General features: G+C 66.0%; 31 protein-coding genes and 2 tRNA genes. 18 read left to right on the forward strand and 15 right to left on the reverse strand.

All coding sequences use genetic code 11. The features are described 5' to 3' along the window. Positions 1-55 precede the first annotated feature (55 nt). On the reverse strand, positions 56-1651 hold the full coding sequence (locus OK349_RS09485; protein WP_265117568.1) for a serine hydrolase: 1596 nt from the start codon (positions 1649-1651) through the stop codon (positions 56-58). 161 nt (positions 1652-1812) lie between these two features. Continuing rightward, positions 1813-2379, reverse strand: a complete 567-nt coding sequence (locus tag OK349_RS09490; RefSeq protein ID WP_265117569.1) for an HNH endonuclease — start codon at positions 2377-2379, stop codon at positions 1813-1815. A gap of 113 nt (positions 2380-2492) precedes the next feature. On the opposite strand from OK349_RS09490, the gene gluQRS reads away from it, so the two are divergent. The 5 genes from gluQRS to OK349_RS09515 all read left to right on the forward strand — a co-directional run bounded on the left by gluQRS (position 2493) and on the right by OK349_RS09515 (position 4679). Further along, on the forward strand, positions 2493-3449 hold the full coding sequence (gluQRS, locus tag OK349_RS09495) for a tRNA glutamyl-Q(34) synthetase GluQRS (protein ID WP_265117570.1): 957 nt from the start codon (positions 2493-2495) through the stop codon (positions 3447-3449). A 9-nt stretch (positions 3450-3458) separates the two neighbouring features. After that, positions 3459-3689 carry a twin transmembrane helix small protein gene (locus OK349_RS09500; protein ID WP_265117571.1) on the forward strand — a complete coding sequence of 77 codons (231 nt, stop codon included), beginning with the start codon at positions 3459-3461 and terminating at the stop codon, positions 3687-3689. 11 nt (positions 3690-3700) lie between these two features. After that, entirely contained in the window at positions 3701-4270 is a 570-nt protein-coding gene (locus tag OK349_RS09505; RefSeq protein ID WP_265117572.1) for a cob(I)yrinic acid a,c-diamide adenosyltransferase, read from the forward strand. A gap of 51 nt (positions 4271-4321) precedes the next feature. Continuing rightward, positions 4322-4395: transfer RNA gene (locus tag OK349_RS09510), tRNA-Gly, on the forward strand. Positions 4396-4427: 32 nt separating this feature from the next. Beyond that, positions 4428-4679: a hypothetical protein gene (locus tag OK349_RS09515; protein WP_265117573.1), complete on the forward strand. Its 252-nt coding sequence runs from the start codon at positions 4428-4430 to the stop codon at positions 4677-4679. Between the two features lie 19 nt (positions 4680-4698). Here the strand turns inward: OK349_RS09515 and OK349_RS09520 are convergent. Further along, positions 4699-4784 (reverse strand) — tRNA-Tyr (locus OK349_RS09520). 94 nt (positions 4785-4878) lie between these two features. Here OK349_RS09520 and rlmB point away from each other — a divergent pair. Both rlmB and OK349_RS09530 read left to right on the forward strand, forming a co-directional pair. After that, the gene (gene rlmB / locus OK349_RS09525) at positions 4879-5634 is read left to right on the forward strand and encodes a 23S rRNA (guanosine(2251)-2'-O)-methyltransferase RlmB (RefSeq protein WP_265117574.1); all 756 of its coding nucleotides are present in this window, start codon (positions 4879-4881) and stop codon (positions 5632-5634) included. A gap of 25 nt (positions 5635-5659) precedes the next feature. Continuing rightward, the gene (locus OK349_RS09530; RefSeq protein WP_265117575.1) at positions 5660-6436 is read left to right on the forward strand and encodes a hypothetical protein; all 777 of its coding nucleotides are present in this window, start codon (positions 5660-5662) and stop codon (positions 6434-6436) included. Positions 6437-6922: 486 nt separating this feature from the next. Here OK349_RS09530 and OK349_RS09535 read toward each other — a convergent pair whose 3' ends face one another. Further along, positions 6923-7426 carry an SgcJ/EcaC family oxidoreductase gene (locus OK349_RS09535; protein ID WP_265117576.1) on the reverse strand — a complete coding sequence of 168 codons (504 nt, stop codon included), beginning with the start codon at positions 7424-7426 and terminating at the stop codon, positions 6923-6925. A 245-nt stretch (positions 7427-7671) separates the two neighbouring features. Beyond that, entirely contained in the window at positions 7672-7989 is a 318-nt protein-coding gene (locus OK349_RS09540) for a 2Fe-2S iron-sulfur cluster-binding protein (RefSeq protein ID WP_265117577.1), read from the reverse strand. Between the two features lie 78 nt (positions 7990-8067). Here OK349_RS09540 and OK349_RS09545 point away from each other — a divergent pair, with 78 nt between their 5' ends. The 7 genes from OK349_RS09545 (at position 8068) to OK349_RS09575 (ending at position 13820) form a co-directional block, all read left to right on the forward strand. Continuing rightward, the gene (locus OK349_RS09545; protein WP_265117578.1) at positions 8068-8691 is read left to right on the forward strand and encodes a DNA-3-methyladenine glycosylase family protein; all 624 of its coding nucleotides are present in this window, start codon (positions 8068-8070) and stop codon (positions 8689-8691) included. Between the two features lie 123 nt (positions 8692-8814). Then, on the forward strand, positions 8815-9927 hold the full coding sequence (locus OK349_RS09550) for an S-(hydroxymethyl)glutathione dehydrogenase/class III alcohol dehydrogenase (protein ID WP_265117579.1): 1113 nt from the start codon (positions 8815-8817) through the stop codon (positions 9925-9927). Positions 9928-9945: 18 nt separating this feature from the next. Then, positions 9946-10338: a VOC family protein gene (locus OK349_RS09555; RefSeq protein ID WP_265117580.1), complete on the forward strand. Its 393-nt coding sequence runs from the start codon at positions 9946-9948 to the stop codon at positions 10336-10338. Further along, the gene (fghA, locus tag OK349_RS09560; RefSeq protein WP_265117581.1) at positions 10335-11177 is read left to right on the forward strand and encodes an S-formylglutathione hydrolase; all 843 of its coding nucleotides are present in this window, start codon (positions 10335-10337) and stop codon (positions 11175-11177) included. The genes OK349_RS09555 and fghA overlap by 4 nt, the downstream gene beginning before the upstream one ends. Next, on the forward strand, positions 11174-12781 hold the full coding sequence (locus OK349_RS09565) for a phytoene desaturase family protein (protein ID WP_265117582.1): 1608 nt from the start codon (positions 11174-11176) through the stop codon (positions 12779-12781). Before fghA ends, OK349_RS09565 begins: the two co-directional genes overlap by 4 nt. A gap of 223 nt (positions 12782-13004) precedes the next feature. Beyond that, positions 13005-13406, forward strand: a complete 402-nt coding sequence (locus OK349_RS09570) for a hypothetical protein (protein ID WP_265117583.1) — start codon at positions 13005-13007, stop codon at positions 13404-13406. A gap of 81 nt (positions 13407-13487) precedes the next feature. Next, complete coding sequence (locus OK349_RS09575; protein WP_265117584.1) at positions 13488-13820, forward strand: DUF1905 domain-containing protein; 333 nt, start codon at positions 13488-13490, stop codon at positions 13818-13820. 55 nt (positions 13821-13875) lie between these two features. Here OK349_RS09575 and OK349_RS09580 read toward each other — a convergent pair whose 3' ends face one another. Genes OK349_RS09580 through OK349_RS09615 form a run of 8 tightly spaced genes read right to left on the reverse strand, consistent with a single transcriptional unit; the run spans position 13876 to position 17923 of the window. Then, entirely contained in the window at positions 13876-14238 is a 363-nt protein-coding gene (locus OK349_RS09580; RefSeq protein ID WP_265117585.1) for a hypothetical protein, read from the reverse strand. Between the two features lie 27 nt (positions 14239-14265). Beyond that, on the reverse strand, positions 14266-14499 hold the full coding sequence (locus tag OK349_RS09585; protein ID WP_265117586.1) for a hypothetical protein: 234 nt from the start codon (positions 14497-14499) through the stop codon (positions 14266-14268). A 34-nt stretch (positions 14500-14533) separates the two neighbouring features. After that, positions 14534-15277, reverse strand: a complete 744-nt coding sequence (locus OK349_RS09590) for a pentapeptide repeat-containing protein (protein ID WP_265117587.1) — start codon at positions 15275-15277, stop codon at positions 14534-14536. Next, on the reverse strand, positions 15270-16085 hold the full coding sequence (locus tag OK349_RS09595) for a hypothetical protein (RefSeq protein WP_265117588.1): 816 nt from the start codon (positions 16083-16085) through the stop codon (positions 15270-15272). Before OK349_RS09595 ends, OK349_RS09590 begins: the two co-directional genes overlap by 8 nt. A gap of 45 nt (positions 16086-16130) precedes the next feature. Then, on the reverse strand, positions 16131-17186 hold the full coding sequence (locus tag OK349_RS09600; RefSeq protein ID WP_265117589.1) for a ribonucleotide-diphosphate reductase subunit beta: 1056 nt from the start codon (positions 17184-17186) through the stop codon (positions 16131-16133). A gap of 4 nt (positions 17187-17190) precedes the next feature. Then, on the reverse strand, positions 17191-17433 hold the full coding sequence (locus tag OK349_RS09605) for a hypothetical protein (protein WP_265117590.1): 243 nt from the start codon (positions 17431-17433) through the stop codon (positions 17191-17193). Then, a complete protein-coding gene (locus OK349_RS09610) occupies positions 17430-17621 on the reverse strand; it encodes a hypothetical protein (protein WP_265117591.1) in 192 nt (63 codons plus the stop codon). Before OK349_RS09610 ends, OK349_RS09605 begins: the two co-directional genes overlap by 4 nt. After that, the gene (locus OK349_RS09615) at positions 17621-17923 is read right to left on the reverse strand and encodes a hypothetical protein (protein WP_265117592.1); all 303 of its coding nucleotides are present in this window, start codon (positions 17921-17923) and stop codon (positions 17621-17623) included. The genes OK349_RS09610 and OK349_RS09615 overlap by 1 nt, the downstream gene beginning before the upstream one ends. Positions 17924-17991: 68 nt before the next feature. On the opposite strand from OK349_RS09615, the gene OK349_RS09620 reads away from it, so the two are divergent. Beyond that, complete coding sequence (locus OK349_RS09620; protein ID WP_265117593.1) at positions 17992-18264, forward strand: DUF2171 domain-containing protein; 273 nt, start codon at positions 17992-17994, stop codon at positions 18262-18264. An 85-nt stretch (positions 18265-18349) separates the two neighbouring features. On the opposite strand, the gene OK349_RS09625 is transcribed toward OK349_RS09620, so the two are convergent. After that, positions 18350-20275, reverse strand: coding sequence for a ribonucleoside-diphosphate reductase subunit alpha (locus OK349_RS09625; RefSeq protein WP_265117594.1), 1926 nt, complete (start codon positions 20273-20275; stop codon positions 18350-18352). Positions 20276-21295: 1020 nt separating this feature from the next. Here OK349_RS09625 and OK349_RS09630 point away from each other — a divergent pair. Beyond that, positions 21296-22819 (forward strand): M20/M25/M40 family metallo-hydrolase, encoded by a 1524-nt coding sequence (locus tag OK349_RS09630; RefSeq protein WP_265117595.1) that lies wholly within the window; start codon positions 21296-21298, stop codon positions 22817-22819. A 149-nt stretch (positions 22820-22968) separates the two neighbouring features. Here OK349_RS09630 and OK349_RS09635 read toward each other — a convergent pair whose 3' ends face one another. Continuing rightward, positions 22969-23469: a winged helix-turn-helix transcriptional regulator gene (locus OK349_RS09635; RefSeq protein WP_265117596.1), complete on the reverse strand. Its 501-nt coding sequence runs from the start codon at positions 23467-23469 to the stop codon at positions 22969-22971. A gap of 88 nt (positions 23470-23557) precedes the next feature. Between OK349_RS09635 and OK349_RS09640 the strand changes: the two genes are divergently transcribed. Next, positions 23558-24202 carry a dihydrofolate reductase family protein gene (locus OK349_RS09640; protein WP_265117597.1) on the forward strand — a complete coding sequence of 215 codons (645 nt, stop codon included), beginning with the start codon at positions 23558-23560 and terminating at the stop codon, positions 24200-24202. Positions 24203-24409: 207 nt separating this feature from the next. Beyond that, complete coding sequence (locus OK349_RS09645; RefSeq protein ID WP_265117598.1) at positions 24410-24739, forward strand: hypothetical protein; 330 nt, start codon at positions 24410-24412, stop codon at positions 24737-24739. The last annotated feature ends 7 nt before the right edge of the window (positions 24740-24746 follow it).

Genomic DNA, 24746 nt, shown 5'->3' on the forward strand with positions numbered 1-24746 from the left:
CGTTGAATGCGAGCAGCCTAACCCCGCAACTGTATTATTTCAACAACACACTTGTTCAACGCACCGGCACGAAATCGAGGTGGTGGAAGTCATAGCTGAAATCGGCGAGCGGCGAGAGCGCCTTCATCCTGACGCCGGTGACCTTGCCGCCGGCGACCGCGAAGGTCACCACCGCGTCCTCGCCCGCCCCGGCGGGGAAGCGGGTGCGGAAACTGTCGGTGCCCCAGGGTTCGAGCACGCTCCGGAAGGCGCGCGTCGGCACGAACTTGATGTGCAGTCCCCCGCCCTTCGCCGTCACCACGATGTCGCCGTACCAGGCGTCGCGATAGCGGCCGGCATAGGCGGAAAGCGGCAGGCTCGGCTTACCCTCGGGCGGTTTGGCCTCACCAGCAGACACTTCTGCGAGCGCCTCGTCCTGCGCCTGTTTGTTGCGCGCGACATAGCTCGCCACCCAGTCATAGACCGGCGCGGTGCCGAGCAGATGATCGAGGATCGCGTTGCGGATGCCGCCCGACACGCTGTCCTCGGTGTTGCTGAACACCGCGACGCCGAGCCCGGCGGAGGGGATCATCGCGGTCTGCGTCACCTGGCCCGACAGGCCGCCCGAATGGCTGATCAGCCGCCGGCCGCGAAAGTCCTGCACCATCCAGCCGAGCGCATAGCCCTGCATCACCGGTCGCGCAGGGTTGAGATCGGTCGCGCCGTCGCTTGACGACATGATCACCTGCGGCTTCCACATCTCCGCCGCGGTCTCGGCGCTCCATAGCCTTTTGCCGCCGGGCAGCTCGCCGAGCGCCAGCTGCACCTCGAGCCATTTGGCGATGTCGGCGAGGCTGGCGTTGATCCCGCCGCCGGGGTCGATCAGCGGCGCCTCGTCGGGCTTGACCGGCTGCATCGGCCCGATGCCGCGCACCGGCGGGCCCAGCCGCGCGTGGCGCCCGGCGACATTGTCGGACTTGAGCAGCTCGCGCGAGGGCACCGCGTCGATCATCCCCAGCGGCGCCAGCAGCCGCTCGCTGACGAAGGCGCGCCAGCTCCTGCCCGAGATGCGCTCGATCAGGATGCCGGCGACAATGTAGAGGATGTTGTCGTAATCATAGCCGGTGCGGAAGCCGCGCACCGGGCGCAGGAACTGCAGCCCACGCATCACCTGCACGGTGTCGGCGGTCGATTGCGGGAAATACATGAGGTCGCCCGCGCCGAGCGGGAGGCCGCTGCGATGGACCAGCAGATCGCGCACGGTGAACATGGCGGTCACCGCCGGGTCGTGCATCTTGAACTCGGGCAAGTGCCTGGTCAGCACGTCGTCCCAACCGAGCTTGCCCTCCTCGACCAGCAAGGCGAGCGCGGCGGCGGTGAATGCCTTGGAATTGGAGGCGATGCCGAAGCGGGTGTGGACGTCGACCGGATCGGGCTTGCCCATCGTGCGCACGCCATAGCCGCGGAGCCAGGGTACCTGCCCCTTGCGTACGATCGCGACGCCGATGCCGGGCGTCTCGAACGCCTTCATGAAGTTCGAGACGATGGCGTCGACCGCGGCGTCGAGGTCGGCGGGCGCCGCATCCTGCGCCCAGGCCGGCAATGCCAACGCCACCGCACCGCCGAGCCCAAGCGCCAGCGCGCCGCGCCGGTCCACCGTCAATCCGCTCATTCCACCCCTCTCCACGCGCAACCGTCACCCCGGCCCTGTGCCGGGCCCCACGGCGCGGCGAGACATACCGCACGAGCCGTCAGGGCAAACCTTGCCGGGAGGTGGACCCCGGAACAAGTCCGGGGTGACGATCGAAACGGGATATTGCGCGACGAGAGACGTTACGCCTCGAGCTCGACATCCCAGTAGAGCCAGTCGTGCCAGGTCTCGTGCAGATGGTTGGGCGGGAAGCGGCGGCCATGTTCCTGCAGCTGCCAGCTGGTCGGGCGGATCGGCGCCATGAACAGCGGCATCGCGGCCTGCTTGGGCGTGCGCCCGCCCTTCTTGAGGTTGCACGGCGCACAGGCGGTCGCGACATTCTCCCACGTCGTCCGCCCGCCCTGCGCGCGCGGAATGACATGGTCGAAGGTGAGGTCGCGGTGGCTGCCGCAATATTGGCACTCGAACTTGTCGCGCAGGAACAGGTTGAAGCGCGTGAAGGCGGGGAATTGCGACGGCCGCACATATTGCTTGAGCGCGATCACCGACGGCAGCTTGATCGAAGCGGTGGGGCTGCGCACCTCGCGCTCATAATGGCTGACGATGTCCACCCGGTCGAGGAACACCGCCTTGATCGCCGTCTGCCACGGCCACACGCTCAGGGGATAATAAGAGAGCGGGGTGTAATCGGCATTCAGCACAAGGGCGGGACACCCGTCAGGATGGCGGATCAGATCGGGATGGTACATGGTCCCCCTCGTGCCCGTTACGCCAAGAACACTTTGCCGGTCCCGCCTCTCGCCACGAAGCGTTACGCCGTCATGACAACATATGCCGCGACTCGCGGTCAAGAGCCGCTTTGATGATTGTCACGCGTTTCGCGCCGAGCCCCACCGGACGGTTGCATTTGGGCCACGCTTTCTCCGCGATCCGGGCGCATGATTTCGCGCGCGAGCGCGGCGGATGCTTTCTGCTGCGGATCGAGGACATCGACGGGACGCGCAGCCGGCCCGAGCATGTCGCGACGATCCTCGCCGACCTTGCATGGCTGGGGCTCGCCTGGGACGGCGAGGTCGTGTTCCAGTCGCAGCGGCTGGCGCTTTACCAGGCCGCGCTCGACCGGCTGAAGGCGATGGGGCTGCTCTATCCCTGTTTCTGCACCCGCGCCGACATCGCCGCGAGCGCCAGCGCGCCGCACGGGCCGGAGGGTGCGGTCTATCCGGGAACTTGCCGGGGGCTGGATGCGCCCGATCTCACGCGGCCGCATTGCTGGCGGCTCGATATGACGAAGGCGCTTCAATTCCTCCCCCACCGGGGGAGGGGGACCACGCGAAGCGTGGTGGAGGGGCGGCGGGGCGCAGCACCGCCGTCTGCGACGGCGGCCCCACCGTCATCGCTTCGCGATGCCACCTCCCCTGAAGGGGCGGATTTGGCCTTTCACGACTCCATCCGCGGCGTGATCCTAGCCGATCCGGCGAGCCATGGCGACGTCGTACTCGCGCGCAAGGATGCGCCGGCATCCTATCACCTCGCCGTGACGATCGACGATGCGGCGCAGGGCGTCACGGACATCGTGCGCGGGGAGGATCTGTTCGCCGCAACCCATGTCCATCGCCTGCTCCAGGCGCTGCTCGATCTTCCCGTCCCGCGCTACCATCACCACGCGTTGCTCACCGGTCCTGACGGCGAGCGGCTCGCCAAGCGGCATGGCGCGCCGACACTCGCCGCGCTGCGCGAGGGCGGCGAGGATGGGCGGGCGCTCGCCGATGCGCTGCGCCTGGGCGAACTCCCAGTTGGATTCGCCGCCGCGAAGGCCTAAATCACGAATATGAAACTCTTCCTCATCCTGCTCCTCATCGCGGCAATGATCGCGACGGTCGTCGCGCTGGTTCGCGGCATCATCACCTTCCTCAAGGTGACCGAGGCGGATCTCAAGGGCGGCACGGGCCCGAGCGCCTCGGCGCTCAAGTCGAACAAGATGATGCAGCAGCGCATCCTGTTCCAGGGCATCGCCATCGCGATCGTCGCCGTGCTGTTGCTGATGGCCAGCAGCAGCTAAGGCCAGCGGCCTTGGTCAAGCTCAACAAGCTCTACACCCGCACCGGCGACGACGGCACCACTGGGCTCGTCGACGGCTCGCGCGTCGCCAAGCATGATCCGCGCATGGCCGCGATCGGCGATGTCGACGAGGCGAACAGCGCGATCGGCGTCGCGATCGCCACGCTCGACGGGGAATATCCCGCACGCCTGCTCGAGACCGTGCAGAACGACCTGTTCGACCTCGGCGCCGATCTCGCCACCCCGGGCGAGGACTTCACACCCTCCGAAACGGCACTGCGCATCGCGCCGGCGCAGGTCGCCCGGCTCGAAGTGGCGATCGACGCCGCCAACGAGGCGCTCGAACCGCTGCGCAGCTTCATCCTGCCCGGCGGCTCGCCCGTCGCCGCGGCGCTGCACCTCGCCCGCGCCATCACCCGCCGCGCCGAGCGCAGCGCGGTCGCCGCCGCACAGGAGGTGCCGCTCAACCCGCAGGCGCTCGCTTATCTCAACCGGCTGTCCGATCTGCTCTTCGTGCTGGCGCGAGAAACGAACCTGGCGGTGGCGGGCGACGTGTTGTGGAAACCCGGGGCGAACAGCTAAAAGGTTGACCGCGACCGCGCCGATATGGCAACCGGCGCGCCTGCCAAGTGCGCGGGTATAGCACAATGGTAGTGCAGCAGCCTTCCAAGCTGAATACGCGGGTTCGATTCCCGCTACCCGCTCCACCCCTTCGTTTCGTGTCCGTTATCGAATCGTCATGTGCCGCCCCTATGGCAGCCGGATCGGGATGGGGTTGCAGATGCGCGAACTGCTTGTCGGATATGGCTGGGCCATGTTGCCATTGGGTGCGATCGTGGGATTCGCCTTGCTTCTCGCACGGCGGAATGCCCGTCGCGTGCGGGCCGAGCGGCGTGGCCGGCGCCGTCAGCGCAACATCGCGCATCGGCGCGCCTGGGACTGGCTGATGGGCCGCGCCCGGCTGCGCATCACGCACGCTCCCGAGGAGTAAGCTCGCGATCCTGGGGAGGTGGTGGAAGGGACTGGATTCGAACCAGTGTACGCTCACGCGGGCAGATTTACAGTCTGCTGCCTTTAACCACTCGGCCACCCTTCCATGCGGCACGCCGAAGCGAGTGGGGGCCATTGCCGAAGCACGCCGCGCCTGTCAACGCCTTGCACCGCGCTTTCGTGCCGCCTAGCGTCGATCCGTGAGCCAGAGGCCAAGACGCGGGCATCGCCCCCAATCCGGATCGAACAGCAACCGCCCCCGCTTCTGGGGCCGCCACGCCGTGATCGCGGCGCTGGCCAACCCCGAGCGCACCGTGCGCAAGGTGTGGGGCACGCGTGAGGCGCTGGCGGCGCTGGAGCTGCCCCCGGTGCTCCCGATCACCTACGCCGACGTCGCCGACCTTGCCCGGATGGTGCCCGGCGATGCGCCGCACCAGGGCATCGTGATCGAGGTCGACCCGCTCGAGGAGATCTGGCTCGGCGACCTGCTGGAGCAGGGCGCGGACGACCGGCGGCCGCTGCTGGTGCTCGACCATGTCACCGACCCGCACAATGTCGGCGCGATCCTGCGCTCGGCGGCGGCGTTCGACGCGCTGGGGATCGTCACCCACGACCGGCATACCCCGCCCGAATCGGGGACGCTGGCCCGCTCGGCATCGGGTGCGCTGGAAATCGTGCCCTGGGTGCGCGTGGTCAACCTCGCGCGCGCACTCGACGAGATCGGCGAGGCGGGGTTCTGGCGGATCGGGCTGGCGGGCGAGGCCAAGGGCACGCTGGCGCAGGTGATGGGCGACACCCGCCCCGCGCTGGTGCTCGGCGCCGAGGGCGAAGGCATGCGCCACAACACCGCACAGCATTGCGACGAGCTTGCACGCCTGCCGATCTCGCCTAAGGTCGAGAGCCTGAACGTGTCCAACGCCGCGGCGATCGCGCTCTACGCCGCAGTGTCGCGCTAACGGAGCGCCAACGGGGGGAAGTGCGATGTTCGACCGGATCAAGGGCATTGCGCTCGCGCTGATCGCGCCGCTGGTGCTGGTCGGCTGCGCGTTCAGCCCGGGCAAGTTCACCTCATCGCTCACCCTGCTCGCCGACCGCAGCTTCACCTTCACCTATCAGGGCGAGGTGATCGCAGTGGATATCGCCGGGGAGATGGCGAAGGGCATGGGCGACGCGTTCAAGGACGACGACAAGGACAAGAAGAAGGACACCAGCACCACCGCGCTGCTGCGCGATGCCGCATGGCAGGACGAGGACGCCGCCGGGAACGCGACCGAGCCTGCGGATGACGACGCGAAGGATTCGGCTGAGGAAAAGGCCAAGAAGGAAGCCAAGTTCAAGGCGATCGGCGAGGCGCTGACCAAGGAGGCAGGCTATCGCTCGGTCACCTACAAGGGCGATGGCGTGTTCCTGATCGACTATCAGATCAGCGGCAAGCTGACCCATAATTTCCTGTGGCCCTATAATCTCGATGCCGAGGTGATCTTCCCGTTCGTGGTGATCGAGCTGCGCGGGCGCGACCAGGTGCGGGTCAAGGCGCCGGCATTCGGCGACAATGATTCGCCGGGCAAGGGCAAGACCGAGGACAGCAAGGCCAAGCTCGACGGCACCTTCACATTGGTCACCGACGGCGAGCTGGTGAGCCAGAACAACGAGGACGGCGCGAAGACCGAAGGCGGCCGCAAGACCGTGACCTGGAAGGCCACGCCGCTGAGCAAGGACGCGCCGATGGCGGTGGTGAAGATCGCGCCGCTGCCCTGAAGCGCGGCGGAAGCGGCAGGCGGAAGTTGACGAGGTTACGCGGAACGCGGTTCATCCTGTCAACTTCGTCGCCTTTGTCTGATGCGTGTTCGGCAGGGCCGTTCTGCTGCGCGGATCGACGAAATCAAAGAGCGGCCGACATGCGGCCAAGCGACGCAAGCAAATGAATTCCAACATTGCAAGCGGGGTGGCTATTGGGTGGAAAGCGGACGTTACGGAAGCCGTTCCCACGTCAGGTCGAATGTGCTTGCAACTCCGCCCAGTTGGCGTGGCGGGGTGCCCAGCGTCAGGCGGTTTCCCGTAAGCCTCACAGTCCTTACAAGGTGTCACACGCCCCCGCAGGCGCGGGTTCGGCGAAAACGACCGCCGCAATACCGATCGCGAATATGCTCACCACCGCAGTTTGCGCCCCTTACAGAATATCCGCAACGGGTGGAAAGCAGACCTTCAGCTAGAGCCAGAGCGGTTTCGAAGGAGTGCCAAAGGCTATCGCGCCGTTGCCGCCACTGCCGGCGTCAATCGGGTATTCTGTCCATACAGAATTCTCCAAACACCGTCGCGCTGGGTCAGCACAAGCAGTTTGTGGCCGAGGATGGTGGATCCAGCTTCACGGGAATCGCCCGTCAAGGTGGTAAGCGACCGCGCGACGACCACCCCCGGCGCAACCAGACTGATCTCCTGCGGATTGGAGAGCTGAGTGCTGTTACGGAAGAAGGTCCGATGCGCCTCGACATGCCCTTCTTCTATAGCTTGGCGGCCCCTCCATACTCGGCCAGTCCAGACGATCCAGGTCGCATCCTCGTGGAACAGTTGGGCGAAGGCATGCATATCGTGCGAGTTCCACGCGTTCTGCCATCGCTCGAAAATGCCGCTGATCTGCCGCAGGTCATCAGTAGCCAGCTCATTTCCGGGGACCTGTGCCGGTGCGCGCGCCTGTGTCGTCGGGCATGCGATGAGGAATGCGGCGGCAAGTAGGACAATTCGCATCATCACGGCTCCTCCCCCAGCAACATCTAACTTTGCGCAAATGTCCGCAATGGGTCGTTAGCAGTCGCCCCTACCTTCCATCATCCCGGCCTTGTGCCGGGATCCACCAGCAGGCGGGCTGGTAGCAAGATGCTCGATCCCATTGCGCGCGGCACCGTGGATCCCGGCACAGGGCCGGGATGACGGCTGGTTGGCCATGATCGCTATCCGCCGGAGGCTGTCACGCCCTCCGACCGTATGCGTCCGGATCAATCCTCCGCCGCGATCGTCACCTTGAGGCCGTCGAGCGCGGGGCCGAACTGGATCTGGCACGACAGGCGCGAGCGGTCGTCGCGGTCGGACGAGCTGTCGAGCAGGTCGTTCTCGTCCTCGCTCATCGGCGGAAGTTTGTCCGCAAATTCCGGATCGACATGGACGTGGCAGGTCGCGCACGAGCAGCAGCCGCCGCACAGCGCGAGCAGCTCGTCGAACCCATTGTCCCGGATCACTTCCATGACGCTCAGGCCCGTTTCGCCCTCCACCTCGCGTTCTTCTCCTTCGCGGGTAACGACGATAAGCTTGGGCATGATCAACTCCTTCGTGTCCCGCGCCCATGCCGGGCTTTGGCCCCGCGTTCAAGGTTTCCTCTGGCAAGGTTCCGCCCGATGGGCCTGAGCGCACACCAGATCCGCGCCTCGATCGATGCGATCGCCGCCACCGAGCCGCTGGTGGCCGCCGCGGTGGCGCGCGTCGGCTATCCCGAACCACGCATCCGCGACCGCGGCTATGAGACGCTGCTGCGCACGATCGTCGGCCAGCAGGTGAGCGTCGCCGCCGCCGCCTCGATCTGGAACAAGCTCGCCGCCGGGCTTGGCGACCTGACCAAGCCGGAGATCGTCGCCGCGGCTTCGGACGAGGCGCTGCGCGCCGCTGGGCTCTCGCGCCAGAAGGCGAGCTATGCCCGCAGCCTTGCGGACGAGGTGACCAGCGGACGGCTCGACCTTGCCAACCTGCCCGAGGACGATGAGGAGGCGATCGCCCAGCTTGTCCATATCAAGGGCATCGGGCGCTGGTCGGCGGAGATCTACCTGCTCTTCGCCGAGGGGCGGCCCGACATCTGGCCCGCGGGCGACCTTGCCGTGCAGATCGAGATCGGGCGGATCATGGGCCATGCCGAGCGGCCGAGCGAGAAGCTGACCCGCGAGATCGCCGAACCCTGGCGCCCGCATCGCGGCGCCGCGGCGATCCTCGCCTGGCACCATTACAAGGCCGACATGGAGGTCATCTAGGGCATATCGACAAACATTCCTCCCCCGGAGGGGGAGGAATAGTTGACTGTCGATACAGCGTGGGACTGGCGCCACCGGGCGTCCCTTGCCAAAGAGCGCGGGACAGCAAGGAGGCCAGACCCCATGAAGACCCGCGCCGCCGTCGCCTTCGAGGCGAAACAGCCGCTCGAGATCGTCGAGCTCGATCTGGAGGGGCCGAAGCCCGGCGAGGTGCTGGTCGAGATCATGGCGACGGGCATCTGCCATACCGACAGCTACACGCTCGACGGGTTCGACAGCGAGGGGATCTTCCCGTCGGTTCTGGGGCACGAGGGCGCCGGCGTGGTGCGCGAGGTGGGCGCAGGCGTCACCAGCGTGAAGCCGGGCGACCATGTCATCCCGCTCTACACCCCTGAATGCCGCCAGTGTAAGTCGTGCCTCAGCGGCAAGACCAACCTGTGCACCGCGATCCGCGCCACCCAGGGCAAGGGGCTGATGCCCGACGGCACCACGCGGTTCAGCTACAAGGGGCAGCCGATCTTCCATTATATGGGCTGCTCGACCTTCTCGAACTTCACCGTGCTGCCCGAGATTGCCGTCGCGAAGATCCGCGAGGACGCGCCGTTCCAGACCAGCTGCTATATCGGCTGCGGCGTCACCACCGGGGTGGGCGCGGTGGTCAACACCGCCAAGGTGCAGGTCGGCGAGAAAGTGGTGGTGTTCGGCCTGGGCGGGATCGGCCTCAACGTCATTCAGGGCGCGCGGATGGTCGGCGCGGACGTGATCGTCGGCGTCGACATCAACCCCGACCGCGAGGAATGGGGCCGCAAGTTCGGCATGACCCATTTCATCAACGGCAAGGGCAAGAGCCGCGACGAGGTGATCGCCGAAGTGCTGGCGCTGACCGACGGCGGCGCCGACTACAGCTTCGACGCGACCGGCAACACCGAAGTCATGCGCACCGCGCTCGAATGCTGCCATCGCGGCTGGGGGACAAGCATCATCATCGGCGTCGCCGAAGCCGGCAAGGAGATCGCCACCCGCCCCTTCCAGCTCGTCACCGGCCGGGTGTGGAAGGGCACCGCATTCGGCGGCGCCAAGGGCCGCACCGACGTGCCCAAGATCGTCGACTGGTATATGAACGGCAAAATCGCGATCGACCCGATGATCACCCATGTGCTGAGCCTCGAGGAGATCAACAGGGGGTTCGACCTGATGCATGCGGGCGAGAGTATCCGCAGCGTCGTCGTCTATTGACCACGAAGGAGTGGAGCCATGTTCAACCACATCATGCTCGGGTCGAACGACCTCGAGCGGTCCAAGGCGTTCTACGACGCGGTGCTCGGCACGCTGGGCTTTGACGGCGAAGCGTTCCGCAACGTTTCGGCGAGCGGGCATACGCGGCTGTTCTACCGGCACGACGGCGGCACGCTGTGCCTCTCCGAGCCGATCAACGACGAGCCCGCGAGCTGCGCCAATGGCGGGACGATCGGGTTCAAGTGCAGCTCGCCCGACCAGGTGAAGCTGTTCCACGACGTCGCGGTCGCCCATGGCGGCACCTCGATCGAGGACCCGCCGGGGCTGCGGCAGGGCCCGCTCGGACCGATGCATCTGAGCTATGTCCGCGATCCCGACGGCAACAAGCTCTGCGCCATCCACCGCCCATGACCATCGAAACCCTCTCCTCGACCAAGGCGCATGGCGGCATCCAGCACGTGTATCGCCACCAGAGCGCCACCACCGGCACGCCGATGACCTTCTCGGCCTTTGTCCCGGCGCATGCCGATGGCGCCAAGCTGCCCGTGCTCTGGTACCTCTCCGGCCTCACCTGCACCCACGCCAACGTCACCGAAAAGGGCGAGTACCGGCAAGCCTGCGCCGAGCATGGCGTGATCTTCATCGCCCCCGACACCTCGCCCCGCGGCGAGGATGTGCCCGATGACGACGCCTATGACTTCGGCCAGGGCGCGGGCTTCTATGTCGATGCGACGCAGGAGCCGTGGGAGGCGAACTATCGCATGCGGTCGTACATCGAGGACGAGCTGCCCGCGCTGATCCTGCGCGAGTTCGCTTGCGCCGACTTGTCGCGCCAGGGCATCACCGGCCACTCGATGGGCGGGCATGGCGCGCTGACCATGGGCCTGCGCAACCCCGACCGCTTCCGCTCGGTCTCCGCCTTCGCCCCGATCTGCGCGCCGCTCCACTGCCCGTGGGGCGAGAAGGCGCTGACCGGCTATCTCGGCGGCAACCGCGAGGAGTGGCGCGCCTATGATGCCTGCGCGATGATCGCCGACGGGCTGTCCGTGCCCGAGCTGCTGGTCGACCAGGGCGATGCCGACCCGTATCTGGCCGAGCAGCTCAAGCCCGAGTTGCTGGAGAAGGCGTGCAAGGACGCCGGGATCGACCTCACGCTGCGCATGCAGCCGGGCTATGATCACAGCTATTATTTCATCTCCACCTTCCTTCCCGGGCATGTCGGCTGGCACGCCGAGCGGTTGAAGCGGTGACCAAGCGCTACGACGCGCTGATCGTCGGCGGGGGGCATAACGGTCTGGTCTGCGCCTTCTACCTCGCCCGCGCCGGGATGAAGGTGCGGGTGCTGGAGCGGCGCGTGGTCGTCGGCGGCGCGGCGGTGACCGAGGAATTCCACCCCGGCTTCCGCAATTCGGCGGCGAGCTACACGGTCAGCCTCCTCCAGCCCAGGGTGATCGCCGACATGCGGCTCGCCGAGCGCGGATATCGCGTGATCGAGCGGCCGATCAGCAACTTTTTCCCGCTGGAGAACGGGTATTTGAAGCTCGGCGGCGGGGCGGAGCGAACGCGAGCGGAGCTCGCGCGCTTCTCTGCCAAGGATGCCGCGGCGCTCCCCGGGTACGAGGACGCGCTGGAGCGGGTCGCGGACATGCTGCGCAGCATGGCGCTCAAGACTCCGCCCAATGCGGGGGGCGGGATCGCGGCGCTGCTCGCCGCGGCGGCGCAGGGACGCGAGCTGGCGCGGATGCCGATCGCGGGGCAGCGCGACGCGCTGGCGCTGTTCGTCCAGTCGGCGCGCGAGTTTTTGGATGGGTGGTTCGAGAACGAGCATGTGAAGGCGGCGTTCGCGTTCGACGCGGTGGTAGGCAATTTCGCCGGGCCGTCGGCGCCGGGATCGGCATATGTGCTGCTGCACCATGTGTTCGGCGAGGTGAACGGCAAGAAGGGCGCGTGGGGCCATCCGCTCGGCGGGATGGGCGCGATCACCGGGTATATGGCCGACGCGGCGCGCGAGGCCGGGGTGGAGATCAGCCTGGAGGCGCCGGTCAGCCAAGTGCTGGTGGATGGCGGCCGCGTGGCGGGCGTGCGGCTGGCGAGCGGCGAGGAGATCGCGGCTTCGGTGGTCGCGGCCAATGTCGGGCCGGCGCTGCTGTACCGGCAGATGATCGACGCGAGCGATCTCGACGCGGATTTCCGGCGGCGGATCGACGGGTTCAAGACGGGATCGGGCAGCTTCCGGATGAACGTGGCGCTGTCGCAGCTGCCCGACTTCACCGTGCTGCCGGGCAAGGATGGCGAGCACCACAGGAGCGGGATCATCATCGCGCCGACCATGGACTATATGGACCGCGCGCATGCCGACGCGGTGACATATGGCTGGTCGAACGCGCCGGTGGTGGAGATGACCATCCCGTCCCTGGTCGACGACAGCCTGGCGCCGCCGGGCGCGCATGTCGCGAGCCTGTTCTGCCAGCATTTCGCGCCCGAGCTGCCCAACGGACGCAGTTGGGACGACGAGCGCGAGGCGGCGGCGGACGACATCATCGACACGGTGACCGAACATGCGCCCAATTTCCGGGACTCGATCCTCGCACGGCAGATCCACTCGCCGCTCGACCTCGAGCGCAAGTTCGGGCTGGTCGGGGGCGACATCTTCCACGGGCGGATGTCGCTCGATCAGCTGTGGGCGGCGCGGCCGGTGCTGGGGCATGGCGATTATCGCGGGCCGATCGCGGGGCTCTACATGTGCGGCGCGGGCACGCATCCGGGCGGCGGCGTGACCGGGGCACCCGGGCACAATGCGGCGCGCGAGATCTTGCGCGACCGATCGCTGATCGGGCGGTGGCTGCGGCGCTGATCGTTTCACCTGCGACTTTATTTCCACGCGTAATGCTGCTAACGGCGCCGAGCTCGTCCGGACTGGCCGGACCGATATGAGGAGGGCGGACATGTTCAAACTCGTTTCCGCGCTTCCCGAAACGCGGCGACCAGCCGCGGCTGTGTAAGCCGCCGGCCCGACGCGGCCGGCCCGTTTCCCAGGCAATCGAAATGTCCCGCGCCCCGCGCGGGGGAGCATCGTCATGTATCTGCGCTTCATCGCGCCGGGGTGGGAGGTCCGCCGCGGCGTGGACCGTGGCCTGTTCGGCCCGGCCTATAGCCATGCCCGCGATCCGGCGACGCCGGAGAGCATCGCGCGTGCCCTGTGGCACGAGATCCGCTGGTTCGAGCGCGAGCTGCCGGTGCCGCGGTGGCGCGCCTTCCAGGTGCGGTCGAAGCGGCGCTGGCGCCCGCACGGGATTTGCTGGTTCCGCGACGACGCGCGCGCGATGATCGCGCACGGCCATGTGCTGGCGGCATTGCTGCACGAGCTGGGCGTGCCGGTCACGCGCCACGTGACGCACCGGCCGGGCACGATCCTGTACCGGGACGACTGGCAGATCGTCGCCAAGCCCGACGCGGCGACCCCGACGCGGTGGCATTGAGCCGCCGCGCCGGGGCGCTGCGGCGACTCCCGCCAGCCCGCGCCCTTCCGGCCGCGGCGCGATCCGGCTAGATCGCGGGGCATGGCGCATGACGGCGACCCTTCGTTCGAGATCGAGGCCGAGCTGTGGCGCTGGACGCCCGAGCCGCCGGCCAAGGCGAGCTGGTATTTCGTGACGATCACCGGCGAAACGGCGGACGCGATCCGCGCGCTGGGGTTCGAGCGGCGCGCGCTGGGCGGGACGCGCGGGTTCGGATCGGTGCGCCTGGCGGTCAGCGTCGATGGGGTGGCGTTCGAGACCTCGGCCTTCCCGCACGCGTCGAGCGGGGGCTATCTGCTGCCGGTCAAGGCCGCGGTGCGCAAGGCCGCCGGGGTGAGCGAGGGGGCGATGGTGACCGTGGGGCTGTGGCTCTGACGGCCGTCGCGATCCGCGGAAAGTCCCAAAAGTCACACTGCCACGCGCGCGCGAGTCAGCCGTCCTCGTAATCATAGTCGTCGTCCGCATCCTCGTCGGTGGGCGGGGACAAAGCCTCGCGGCCGTCGACGAGCGAGGACGGCTGATAGTGGCGCGCGGTGAGCGGTTCGGCGGGGACGGCGCTATCGGCGAGCGCGCCGAGCGTCTCTCCGAACTGCGGGGTAACGCCGGCGCTCCAGTCGAGGATCCGGCCCCATTGGTCGCCCACGGCGGCATGGCGCACGGGCGCGGGGGCGACACGATCGAGCAGCCAGATCAGCAGCCGGTCGGACGGCTGGCGCACCTCGGCGACGACGACGCCGTCCTTCCACATCTCACGGATGCCGCCCTTGATCGCGCGCTCGTACGCCGTGGTCATCAGCCGCGCGGCGGCGAGCTGAAGCGCCTAATCCCAGGCGACGGAGAAGGCCCGACCATTGGGATGATGGCGCAGGCGATAGGCCGAGCGCGGGGTGATGCCGGTGATGTGCGCGGCTTCGGAGATGCAGCCGGTATCGGCGAGCGCGCGCAGGAAGCTGCGCTGGCGCTCCGCGGTCCAGCCGTCGTGGCGGGCGCGGAGGGTGACGGGGGTGTAGTCGGCGAGGGGGTCGGTGGTGTCGGTGGGGTGGTCATGCTTCATGGGTCGGCTCCTTTGGTTAGAGGAGCCGGGGTATTTAACCTAACTGGTTCGTGTAGGAAAACTCGATTTGATCGCTTTGCCGCTCTTCAACCCACCCTCGGGACAACGAGCGTAGAACTTCGTCTGCCCGTGGACTCTTAGTCACCGACTTAAGAAAATCGAGCACAGGAGTAGCTCCAATGTCTTTCGGTTCAACATTCCAGTAATGGAACATGCCAACAAGGATGGCAATTCGCATTGCCTTCGTTCTGCCGCCTAAATGCCCGAAGGACCCCACCGCTTCTTCGTATACATCCCGTTTGATTTTCAGGGAATGGGGACGACCACTCTGCTGAGATACAATAAACTGAGCACTTTTATTTCTATAAAACCAATCTGTCCAAATGGACGACCTTCCTAAAAAAGAAGTTTCCTTTTTGCTCCATTCTAGAAGAGATTTAATTGCCCAACCAGTATATAGATAACTTGTGTCCGCTTCATATATACGCAGGCAAATATAGAGATTTCTTGGGACGCTTACAGTCCGCCTTGTGTATGTAGCGTCCAATCTAGGATCAAAATGCTCGTCAATAAGAGTATGATCGTCTATTATGGCACTATGAAGATCGGCGCCGGTCAAATCTAAGCCACGCAAGTCTTGATTGCGTAGATCAACGCCAGCAAAGTTTAAGTTCCTGTAAAGCCGGATTGGCGATACGCCAGCGGCCTTTGCGAGCTCGACCAAATTGTCACTCTCGCATTCAAGAATTCTCCTTACAGCATCCTGCCAATTAACCACCAGACTCCTCAACCATCACGTCAGCCAGGCAAATCGACCCGAATGGATCGGAAATATTTGCAAATTCAAGATTTTCCGACGAAAGGATATGGGTTAAGTATGCTTCAACAGCTGCTATCTTATTTTTTAGATTATAGCTGTTTGATATTTTTTCGAGGATACCCTGATCCTTGATGTCTATATCCTCAATAATCAAATCTTCACGCCTGCATCTAACCTCTATTCTCATAGATCCTTGGATCTGATTTGCAGACTTCCGCAAGTCCTTTACAGAGAAGCGAGGGTCCTTCTCCGGGTCCCAAGGTCGTCCGTTCAATTTAGCCCCGAGCGTCGGTTTGCACTCCCAGCGATAGTGACCATCATGCGTCTTACTCTGAGTAATGAGAACCAAACGCATTTGCTCCTCAGAAGAGACTACCTCTGAGCTTGCCTGCTTCATTCCCAAACCACCGGAAGCAGCAGCGGCCGCCACAACTGGAAATGCAACTTTGGCATTCGCGGACATGTTGATGTCGGTCGATGTCTCAGATCGCCGAGCAATTTTAACACTGCTAATGGACTGGTTGCGCGCGACAGATCCTTTATCGACAGCGAGAGGTTCCGTTGGGGCGATAGCGACCACCACATCGGCCCGTCTTAAACTAAGCCGAAAGCGGATTGGCGCATTAGCTTCGCCACCTAGTCGCGCTTCACCGAACACTGCGTCGATATGAACCGTGGCGGTACCTGTTCTACCGTCGAATGGCGTGTGCCAACTGTCGATTGATACTACGTCTGCAAATATTCGCTTGAGATTGTTTCCGCTCAATCGCCCCCCTCCCGAGATTAGAACAATCAACCGTTGCGATCTACCTCACTCCGCCGCCACCCCGGCCCCATCGAACAGCCCGCCCTCGCCCGCGCCATCCTCGTTCGCCGCCGGCCCGGCCTTCGCCTTTTGCCGCTTGTCGAACGAATCCCACACCTCGCCCCAGTTCCCCCGGGTCGCGCCCTTCGAATATTCCGTCGCGCGGGTCTCGAAGAAGTTGGCGTGCTCGACGCCGTTGAGCAGCGGGGTGAGCCAGGGGAGCGGGTGCTCGTCGATCATGTAGATCGGGCGCAGGCCGAGCTGGTTCAAACGCCAGTCGGCGATGAAGCGGATATACTTCTTGATCTCCTTGGGCGTCATACCGGGGACCGGGCCCTGCTCGAACGCGAGGTCGATGAACGCGTCCTCGAGCCGCACGGTCGTCTGGCAGACGTCCATGATGTCGTCCTTGACCGCCTTGGTCAGGCAGTCGCGCTCCTTGCAGAAGGCGTGGAACAGGCGCGTGATGCCCTCGCAGTGCAGGCTCTCGTCGCGCACCGACCACGACACGATCTGGCCCATGCCCTTCATCTTGTTGAAGCGCGGGAAGTTCATCAGCATCGCGAAGGAGGCGAAGAGCTGAAGCCCCTCGGTGAAGCCGCCGAACATGGCGAGCGTCTTGGCGATGTCCTCGTCGGTGTCGACGCCGAACTTCTGAAGGTAATCGTGCTTGTCCTTCATCTCGGCATATTCGAGGAACATGCCGTATTCGCTCTCGGGCATGCCGATCGTGTCGAGCAGGTGGCTGTAGGCGGCGATGTGCACCGTCTCCATGTTGGAGAAGGCGGCGAGCATCATCTTGATCTCGACCGGCTTGAACACGCGGCCATATTTCTCGTGGTAGCAATCCTGCACCTCGATGTCCGCCTGGGTGAAGAAGCGGAAGATCTGCGTGAGCAGGTTGCGCTCGTGATCGGTGAGCTTCTGCGCCCAGTCGCGGCAATCCTCGCCCAGCGGCACCTCTTCGGGCAGCCAGTGGACCTGCTGCTGGCGCTTCCAGAACTCGTACGCCCAGGGATATTCGAAGGGCTTGTAGGTCTTGCGGGCTTCGAGAAGAGGCATTGGATTACTCCGGGACGAATTTCGTGAATGTGAGAACCAGCGCGGCGCCACCAAGCGCGATCCACAGGACCGCGACGACGCGAAGCGAGACGATGTTGAAACGGCGCATCGCGTCGAGCCAGCGCAGGGGAATGACCCCGAGGCTTCGATGCAAGGCATAGATCGCAGTCTCTACGCCGGCCGCATGCCGGAACAGCACGTAACCGGCGAAGATGATCGCGAGACCAATGAGGATGGCCGCGATCATGCCGCGCTCGCCAGGCTGAACACCAGCGCGAAGCCGGTGAGGAAGAGGCAGAGCGCGACCAGCATCATGCCGGCGATGCGCGTGGCATAGGCGCCCTCGGGCGTGGCGGCGCGGCGGCGCAGCAGGGCGAGGCCGGCGACGCCGCTGACGATGCCGAGGCCGGCCTGAAGGGCGAGCGCGCGGGTCACTATTCGCGGACCTTCACCACGCGCTCGCGCACCACGACCTTCTTGCCGCGCCACGAGCCGACGCCGAACACGACGATGCCGAGGAAGAAGCCGAAGTCGTACCAGCCGCCATTGTTGGGCACGGCATAGACCGCGACCTCGCTGAGGAAGAGCGAGAGCACCCAGGCGACCGGGAAGATGAAGCCGTGCCACAGGCCGAGCAGGAAGCCGGGCGCGGCGGGCTCGACCGCGGTGGAGACTTGCTGCGCGCAGGCGGCGAGCAGGGCGAGGCTGGCGATCGCGAAGGCCGAACGAAGCTTCATGGCTGCACTCCTGCATCGAACGGGCGACAAGCGCGTTGTGCGGTCGAACCCCGAAGTGGAGAACGCACATGACCGATATCAGCAACATCCGCGAGCATATGGAAGTGATCGGCGCCGATGGCGTGCATGTCGGTACGGTCGACCGCGTCGAAGGGGACCGCATCAAGCTGATCAAGGCCGACAGCGGCGCCGAGATCGAAGGCGTCGAGGATGAAGGGCGCCATCACCATTACATCCCCGCCGGGCTGATCGCCGAGGTCGAGGGCGACCAGGTGCGGCTCTCCGCCAACGCCGATGTCGCGATCACCTTCGAGGAGGAGGAAGACGGGGAGGCGATCTGAACCCCGAGTGCTTGCGGCGCCGCGCGCCCCAGCCTGAGGCCGGGGCGACGATGGAGGCCGGACGGGGCGCGCTAGCTCCGCCACCTCACTGGCACGCCAGACATTCGTCATAGTCGGTCGACTCGCCGAGATTGAACTGCGGCTTCTCGATCGTGTTGTCGGCCTCCACGCCGCCCGCGAAGCCGGCGCGCTGCACCGATTTCGAGCGGAGATAGTAGAGCGACTTGATGCCGAGCTCCCAGGCGCGGAAGTGGAGCATCAGCAGGTCCCACTTCTCGACATCGGCCGGGATGAACAAGTTCAGCGAGGCCGACTGGTCGATATAGGGGGTGCGGTCCGCGGCGAGCTCGAGCAGCCAGCGCTGGTCGATCTCGAAGCTGGTCTTGTAGCAGTCCTTCTCCTCCTGGCTGAGGAAGTCGAGATGCTGGACCGAGCCGCCCTGCTCGAGGATCGAGTTCCAGACATTGTCGGAATTCTTCGACTTCTCGATCAGGATCTTCTCGAGATAGGGGTTCTTGACCACGAAGCTGCCCGACAGCGTCTTGTGGGTGTAGATGTTGGCCGGGATCGGCTCGATGCAGGCCGAGGTGCCGCCGCAGATGATCGAGATCGACGCGGTCGGCGCGATCGCCATCTTGCAGGAAAAGCGCTCCATCACGCCCATGTCGGCGGCGTCGGGGCACGGGCCGCGCTCGACCGCGAGCTGCATCGAGGCCTCGTCGACCTGCGCCTTGATGTGCTTGAAGATGCGCAGGTTCCAGGTCTTGGCCATCGCCCCCTCGAAGGGCAGGCCGCGCGCCTGGAGGAAGCTGTGATAGCCCATCACGCCAAGGCCCACCGAACGCTCGCGGCTGGCGGAATAGGCGGCCTTCTCCATGCCCGGCTCGGCGCGGTCGATATAGTCCTGCAGCACGTTGTCGAGGAAGCGCATCACGTCCTCGACGAAGCCCTTGGCGTCCTTCCACTCGTCCCACGTCTCGAGGTTGAGCGAGGACAGGCAGCACACCGCGGTACGCTCGTTGCCGAGATGATCCTTGCCGGTCGGCAGGGTGATCTCCGAGCACAGGTTCGAGGTCGAGACCTTGAGGCCCAGATCGCGGTGATGCTTGGGCATGTTCTTGTTCACGTGATCGGCGAACACGATGTACGGCTCGCCGGTCGCGAGGCGGGTCTCGACCAGCTTCTGGAACAGCGCGCGGGCGTCGACCTTGGCGCGGACGCTGCCGTCCTTGGGCGACTTGAGCTCCCACTCGGCGCCATCGCGCACCGCTTCCATGAACGCGTCGGGGATGAGCACGCCGTGGTGCAGGTTGAGCGCCTTGCGGTTGAAGTCGCCCGAGGGCTTGCGGATCTCGAGGAACTCCTCGATCTCCGGATGCGAGATGTCGAGATAGCAGGCGGCCGAGCCGCGGCGCAGCGAGCCCTGCGAGATCGCCAGCGTGAGGCTGTCCATCACGCGCACGAACGGGATGATGCCTGACGTCTTGCCGTTGAGGCCGACCGGCTCGCCGATACCGCGGACATTGCCCCAATAGGTGCCGATGCCGCCGCCACGCGAGGCGAGCCAGACATTCTCGTTCCAGGTGTCGACGATGCCGTCGAGGCTGTCGGGCACCGAATTCAGGAAGCACGAGATCGGCAGGCCGCGGCCGGTGCCGCCGTTCGACAGCACGGGCGTCGCCGGCATGAACCACAGACGCGAGATATAGTCGTAGATGCGCTGGGCGTGCGCGGCATCATCCGCGTACGCCGACGCGACGCGAACGAACAGGTCCTGGAAGGTCTCGCCCGGGAGCAGGTAGCGGTCCTTGAGCGTCTCCTTGCCGAACTCCGTCAGCAACGCGTCGCGCGAGTGATCGACCTCGACCGGATAGGGCCGCGGGTTCACCGCCTTGGTATCGGGCTTGGCGGCCTTCTTCGCCTTGGCCGGCGCTGCGGCCTTGGTCTCGGCGATCGCCTCTGCGCTGTCGGTCTCGCTCACGCTCGGTTCCTGCTCTTCCCTAAAGTCCATCGTCGCTCGCCTCTTGCCCGTCCAGATCACGACTCGGGGGCATCCGGCGATGTTACCACCGCCCACGCTCGGGCGTGAGAACAAAAAGTGTCCACCGCCCTGTCCAAGGCACGAGCGGGCCCATACCGCGATATGGGGTCGCGGACGGCGTTCCACCAGTGCTTGGGCTCGACCCCCTGTCTAGCCACTAGAGATTGTGTCAGATCGGCCCGGGAGGCAAGACCGTAAATGACAAATGAAAGACTCGGTTCGTCGCTGATTTGACTCGGCTCGTGGCGCGTCCGGAACGGCTTGGCGGATGCGACGCGCGGACCTTCCTCGCCTTTTCAGAATGCAAGAGAACGAAGGCGGAACTCACAAATATTTCGTCCGCAGATTCATCCACAGGAAATTGCCCCGCGCTGGTCAGCCTTGGGAAAGCTTCGGCCGGTCACAACAGGATGGAGTGCTCCGTAAAGGCGCCGTGGGAGATCCGAACGATGCGAATCGCGTTGCTTGCCGCTGCCGCTGCCGTGACCACCCTCCCCGCCGCGGCGCAGATCCGCGACCCTTCGGGCGGGGTGCGCTGGCCGGCCCCCTCGCCCGCCCTGCCCGGCGTGGCGCGCGAGCTGGGCCAGGCCGACCAGTCGATCCGCGACGGGCGCGAGAGCGGGCAGCTGTCGGACGCGAGGCCAGGGCGCTGCGCCGCGAGAGCCGCCAGATCGCGGTGCTGGAGGAACGTTACGCGCGAGGGGGGCTTTCGGAGACCGAGCGCGCCGAGCTCGAATCGCGCATCCACGCGCTGCGCAGCGTCACCGGGGCGAAGCGGAGCAGCAAGCGCTAGGTAGAACCGCCACCACGCCTTCCCTACCGTCACCCCGGCCTTGTGCCGGGGTCCACCGGGAGGCGAGCGCTGGACATCAGGCTCGATCGCTCCGCGTTAGGCGCCGTGGACCCCGGCACAGGGCCGGGGTGACGGGTAGGCGATTGCAGTCCGTTCGCGTCGCGCTAGGCTCGCCCCCACACGCAGGGAGGCGGCACATGCATGAGACCAACGGCACCATCGGGCGGCGGGCGATGCTCAAGGGCGCGGTGGCGGGCGCGGCGCTGAGTGCCCCGGGCGCCGCGCTGGCCGCGGACAATATGGCCGAGGTGAAGCAGGCGATCGCCGCCGGGCACGACGCGGCGGTGAAGCGGCTGCAGGACTGGATCCGCCTGCCCTCGATCGCCGCGGAGAATCGCGGCTATCCCGAGGGCCCCGAACATATGAAGAGCCTCGCGCTCGACGCCGGCTTCCAGCATGCCGAGATCGTGCCGTCCAAGGGCAAGGCGGGGGTGTTCGCGACGCTCGACGCGGGCGCGAAAAAGACGCTCGGCATCTATTTCATGTACGACGTCAAGCAGTTCGACCCGGCGGAATGGGAGCATCCCCCGCTCGAGGCGAAGCTGATCGACAAGCCGGGCTTCGGCAAGGTGGTGATGGGCCGCGGCGCGGTGAACCAGAAGGGGCCGCAGGCGACCTTCCTCGCCGCGCTGCACGCGATGAAGGCGGCGGGGCGCAAGCTGCCGGTCAATCTGGTGCTGGTGGCCGAGGGCGAGGAGGAGATCGGATCGCCCAATTTCCACGAGATCGTCACCGCGCCGCAGGTCGCCGCCGCGCTCAAAAGGACCGTCGGCGTGATCATCCCGACCGGTTGGCAAAGCCCCGCGACGGGCGGCTTGACGCTGGCGCTGGGCGCCAAGGGGATGGTCGAGTTCGAGCTGACCGTATCGGGCGATAAATGGGGCCGCGGTCCCAAGGGCGACGTCCATTCGAGCGAGAAGGCGCGCGTCGACAGCCCGCCCTGGCGGCTGGTCGCGGCGCTCTCCACGCTGGTGACGCCCGATGGCAACACCGTCACGATCGACGGCATCCAGGACAAGGTGCGCCCGCTCAGCGCCCGCGAGCGCGAACTGATCCTGCTCAATGCGCGCGCCAACAGCGAGGAGGCGGCGAAGAAGGCGCTCGGTGTCAGCCGCTGGATCGGCGACATGAGCTGGGAGGAATCGCTGGTGCGGCTGGCGCAAGTGCCGACGGTCAACATCCAGGGCCTCGTCTCGGGCTATATGGGCCCGGGCGGCAAGACCGTGCTGCCAGGCAAGGCGACCGCCAAGATCGAGATGCGGCTGGTGCCCGACATGACCAAGGACGACACGCTGGCCAAGCTGCGCGCGCATCTCGACAAGCGCGGCTTCAATGATGTCGAGGTCAACGTCTCGGGCGGCTATGGCCCGACCGAGACCGACGAGAAGAGCGCGCTGATCCGCGCCGAGCTCGCCACCTGCGAGCGGCTCGGCGTGCCGGCGACGCTCTCGCCGCGGCTGGCGGGGAGCTGGCCGGGAGTGATCTTCACCGGCCCGCCGCTGGGCCTGCCCGCCGGCCAGTTCGGCTTCGGCCATGGCAGCGGGGCGCACGCGCCGAACGAATATTTCGTGATCGAGAGCAGCAATCCCAAGGTGATGGGGATGGACGCCGCGACGTTCGGCTTCGTCGACTTCCTCTATCAGGTCGCGGCGACGGCCTGAGGAACCATCCTGTCCTCCCCCGCCAGGGGGAGGTGGCAGGCGCAGCCTGACGGAGGGGGCGGACGCGGCGCATTCCAAGATCGAGCGGCCCGCCGCCCTCCCCCTCCGACGCCTTCGGCGCCACCTCCCCCTGGCGGGGGAGGATAGGACTATGCTTCCCCTCCACACGCCGCCAGCGCGGCGCGGGCCGCGTCGAGGCGCTCGCGCACCGGGGTCGCGGCGGGATCGGGCGCGGCGCCGAGATGCTCGACGCGCAACTCGTCCATGAAGGCGGCGATCAGCTCGGGCCCGCCCTCCTCCAATAGCTGGTTGCGGATCGCGAGCTCGGGCGTGACCGGCAAATGCCGCCGGCCCCACGCGCCCATCGCGACGAGCAATGGCAGCAGCTCGATCGCCGCCTCGGTGAGGTTGTAGCGCGCCTTCTGCTTGTGGCTGGGATCGTCGCCCTTGGTGACGAGCCCGCGCGCCTCGAGCCGCTTCAATCGGTCGGCGAGGATGTTCGACGCGATCCCCTCCATCGAGCCGCGCATCAGCTCGCGGAAATAATGGCGGTTTCCGAACATCATGTCGCGGATCACCACCAGGCTCCAGCGGTCGCCCAGCACCTCCAGCGTCAAGTTGATCGGGCAGCCCGATCGCGGTTCGCTCATGCCATCCTCCAAAAACCGCTTGCAATATACAATCAGTTTGACTAGTTCGCAACTGGTTGCTATTTGCAAGCAGTATGGGAGACGGACGATGAGCAAGATACGGGTGAACGGCTTCAGCATCTCGGCCGACGGCTATGGCGCGGGCGCAGAGCAGAGCCTGGCGGATCCGCTGGGCAAGGGCGGCGAGGACATCCACCCCTGGATGGTCGAGACGCGCCATTTCAAGGCGATGTACGGCAAGGAAGGCGGCGCTGAAGGCGTCGACAACGACTATACGGTGCGGGCGATGGCCAATCTCGGCGCCTGGGTGATGGGGCGCAACATGTTCGGGCCGGTGCGCGGCGAATGGCCCGATCACGAATGGAAGGGCTGGTGGGGCGACAACCCGCCCTATCACTGCCCGGTGTTCGTGCTGACGCATCATGCGCGACCGCCGCTGGAAATGGACGGCGGCACGGTGTTCCACTTCGTGACCGAAGGGCCGGAGGCTGCGCTGGAACTGGCGCGCGCCGCGGCGGGCGACAGGGACGTGCGCATCGGCGGCGGGGTGTCGACGGTGAGGCACTATCTCAAGACTCGCGCGATCGACGAGATGCACCTGGCGATCGCGCCCGCGTTGCTCGGCAAGGGCGAGGCGCTGCTCGAGGGCATCGACCTGCCCGCGCTCGGCTATCGCGTGGCCGAGCAGGCGGTGGGCGAACGCGCGCTGCATCTGGTGATCGCGCGAGGGTGAATCCGGCGGAATTGTGGCGGTCGGCTGAACCCCGGGTGAAGGGGCCGGCTTGCCGCCACATTCGCGCGGGTTCGGCCCGCCCGTTCCCTGCCACGCTTCGTCCCGCTCCATTGCAGGCAAGTGCGCGAGACCGGCCGTTTCGCTCGGCAACCGGCGCTGCGGCCGACCGTTCTTGCGCCGGTTCATGGCGACATGAGGAGACGAACGATGCGAACTTTGTGTATCACCGCCGCGGCGCTTGCCGCGTTCACCGCCGCCCCCGCGCTGGCCGACGACCGGGGCCGCCATATCTATGACGACAGCAACCACCATTATCTCGACTACAAGACCTCGATCAGCGAGGCGAAGCGCGAGCTGCGCAAGGATCTCGCCGACGCTGATGACGAGGCCGACCGCGTCGACGCCTATGCCGAATATGAGGCCGAGGTCGCCGATGCCGACAAGGATTTCCGCAAGGAGATGGCCGAGAAGGGCATCCGCATCCCCGCCGGCCGCGTGATGGTCGAGACTGAGGTGTCGATGCTCTCGCCGCGCTGATGCGGCG

The organism is Sphingomonas sp. BT-65 (assembly GCF_026107375.2).
Taxonomy (GTDB): domain Bacteria; phylum Pseudomonadota; class Alphaproteobacteria; order Sphingomonadales; family Sphingomonadaceae; genus Sphingomonas.

What these genes read in the sequence shown, in the direction of transcription:
- OK349_RS09625 (WP_265117594.1), bottom strand. Translation starts at nt 20,275, where the DNA reads ATGGACTTTAGGGAAGAGCAGGAACCGAGCGTGAGCGAGACCGACAGC.
- OK349_RS09540 (WP_265117577.1), bottom strand. Translation starts at nt 7,989, where the DNA reads ATGCCCAAGCTTATCGTCGTTACCCGCGAAGGAGAAGAACGCGAGGTG.
- OK349_RS09570 (WP_265117583.1), top strand. Translation starts at nt 13,005, where the DNA reads ATGTATCTGCGCTTCATCGCGCCGGGGTGGGAGGTCCGCCGCGGCGTG.
- OK349_RS09635 (WP_265117596.1), bottom strand. Translation starts at nt 23,469, where the DNA reads ATGAGCGAACCGCGATCGGGCTGCCCGATCAACTTGACGCTGGAGGTG.
- OK349_RS09585 (WP_265117586.1), bottom strand. Translation starts at nt 14,499, where the DNA reads ATGAAGCATGACCACCCCACCGACACCACCGACCCCCTCGCCGACTAC.
- OK349_RS09515 (WP_265117573.1), top strand. Translation starts at nt 4,428, where the DNA reads ATGTGCCGCCCCTATGGCAGCCGGATCGGGATGGGGTTGCAGATGCGC.
- OK349_RS09605 (WP_265117590.1), bottom strand. Translation starts at nt 17,433, where the DNA reads ATGATCGCGGCCATCCTCATTGGTCTCGCGATCATCTTCGCCGGTTAC.
- OK349_RS09630 (WP_265117595.1), top strand. Translation starts at nt 21,296, where the DNA reads ATGCATGAGACCAACGGCACCATCGGGCGGCGGGCGATGCTCAAGGGC.
- OK349_RS09575 (WP_265117584.1), top strand. Translation starts at nt 13,488, where the DNA reads ATGGCGCATGACGGCGACCCTTCGTTCGAGATCGAGGCCGAGCTGTGG.
- OK349_RS09535 (WP_265117576.1), bottom strand. Translation starts at nt 7,426, where the DNA reads ATGATGCGAATTGTCCTACTTGCCGCCGCATTCCTCATCGCATGCCCG.
- OK349_RS09530 (WP_265117575.1), top strand. Translation starts at nt 5,660, where the DNA reads ATGTTCGACCGGATCAAGGGCATTGCGCTCGCGCTGATCGCGCCGCTG.
- OK349_RS09645 (WP_265117598.1), top strand. Translation starts at nt 24,410, where the DNA reads ATGCGAACTTTGTGTATCACCGCCGCGGCGCTTGCCGCGTTCACCGCC.
- OK349_RS09620 (WP_265117593.1), top strand. Translation starts at nt 17,992, where the DNA reads ATGACCGATATCAGCAACATCCGCGAGCATATGGAAGTGATCGGCGCC.
- OK349_RS09640 (WP_265117597.1), top strand. Translation starts at nt 23,558, where the DNA reads ATGAGCAAGATACGGGTGAACGGCTTCAGCATCTCGGCCGACGGCTAT.
- fghA (WP_265117581.1), top strand. Translation starts at nt 10,335, where the DNA reads ATGACCATCGAAACCCTCTCCTCGACCAAGGCGCATGGCGGCATCCAG.
- OK349_RS09485 (WP_265117568.1), bottom strand. Translation starts at nt 1,651, where the DNA reads ATGAGCGGATTGACGGTGGACCGGCGCGGCGCGCTGGCGCTTGGGCTC.
- OK349_RS09500 (WP_265117571.1), top strand. Translation starts at nt 3,459, where the DNA reads ATGAAACTCTTCCTCATCCTGCTCCTCATCGCGGCAATGATCGCGACG.
- OK349_RS09600 (WP_265117589.1), bottom strand. Translation starts at nt 17,186, where the DNA reads ATGCCTCTTCTCGAAGCCCGCAAGACCTACAAGCCCTTCGAATATCCC.
- OK349_RS09545 (WP_265117578.1), top strand. Translation starts at nt 8,068, where the DNA reads ATGGGCCTGAGCGCACACCAGATCCGCGCCTCGATCGATGCGATCGCC.
- OK349_RS09615 (WP_265117592.1), bottom strand. Translation starts at nt 17,923, where the DNA reads ATGAAGCTTCGTTCGGCCTTCGCGATCGCCAGCCTCGCCCTGCTCGCC.
- OK349_RS09555 (WP_265117580.1), top strand. Translation starts at nt 9,946, where the DNA reads ATGTTCAACCACATCATGCTCGGGTCGAACGACCTCGAGCGGTCCAAG.
- OK349_RS09580 (WP_265117585.1), bottom strand. Translation starts at nt 14,238, where the DNA reads ATGACCACGGCGTACGAGCGCGCGATCAAGGGCGGCATCCGTGAGATG.
- OK349_RS09550 (WP_265117579.1), top strand. Translation starts at nt 8,815, where the DNA reads ATGAAGACCCGCGCCGCCGTCGCCTTCGAGGCGAAACAGCCGCTCGAG.
- gluQRS (WP_265117570.1), top strand. Translation starts at nt 2,493, where the DNA reads ATGATTGTCACGCGTTTCGCGCCGAGCCCCACCGGACGGTTGCATTTG.
- OK349_RS09490 (WP_265117569.1), bottom strand. Translation starts at nt 2,379, where the DNA reads ATGTACCATCCCGATCTGATCCGCCATCCTGACGGGTGTCCCGCCCTT.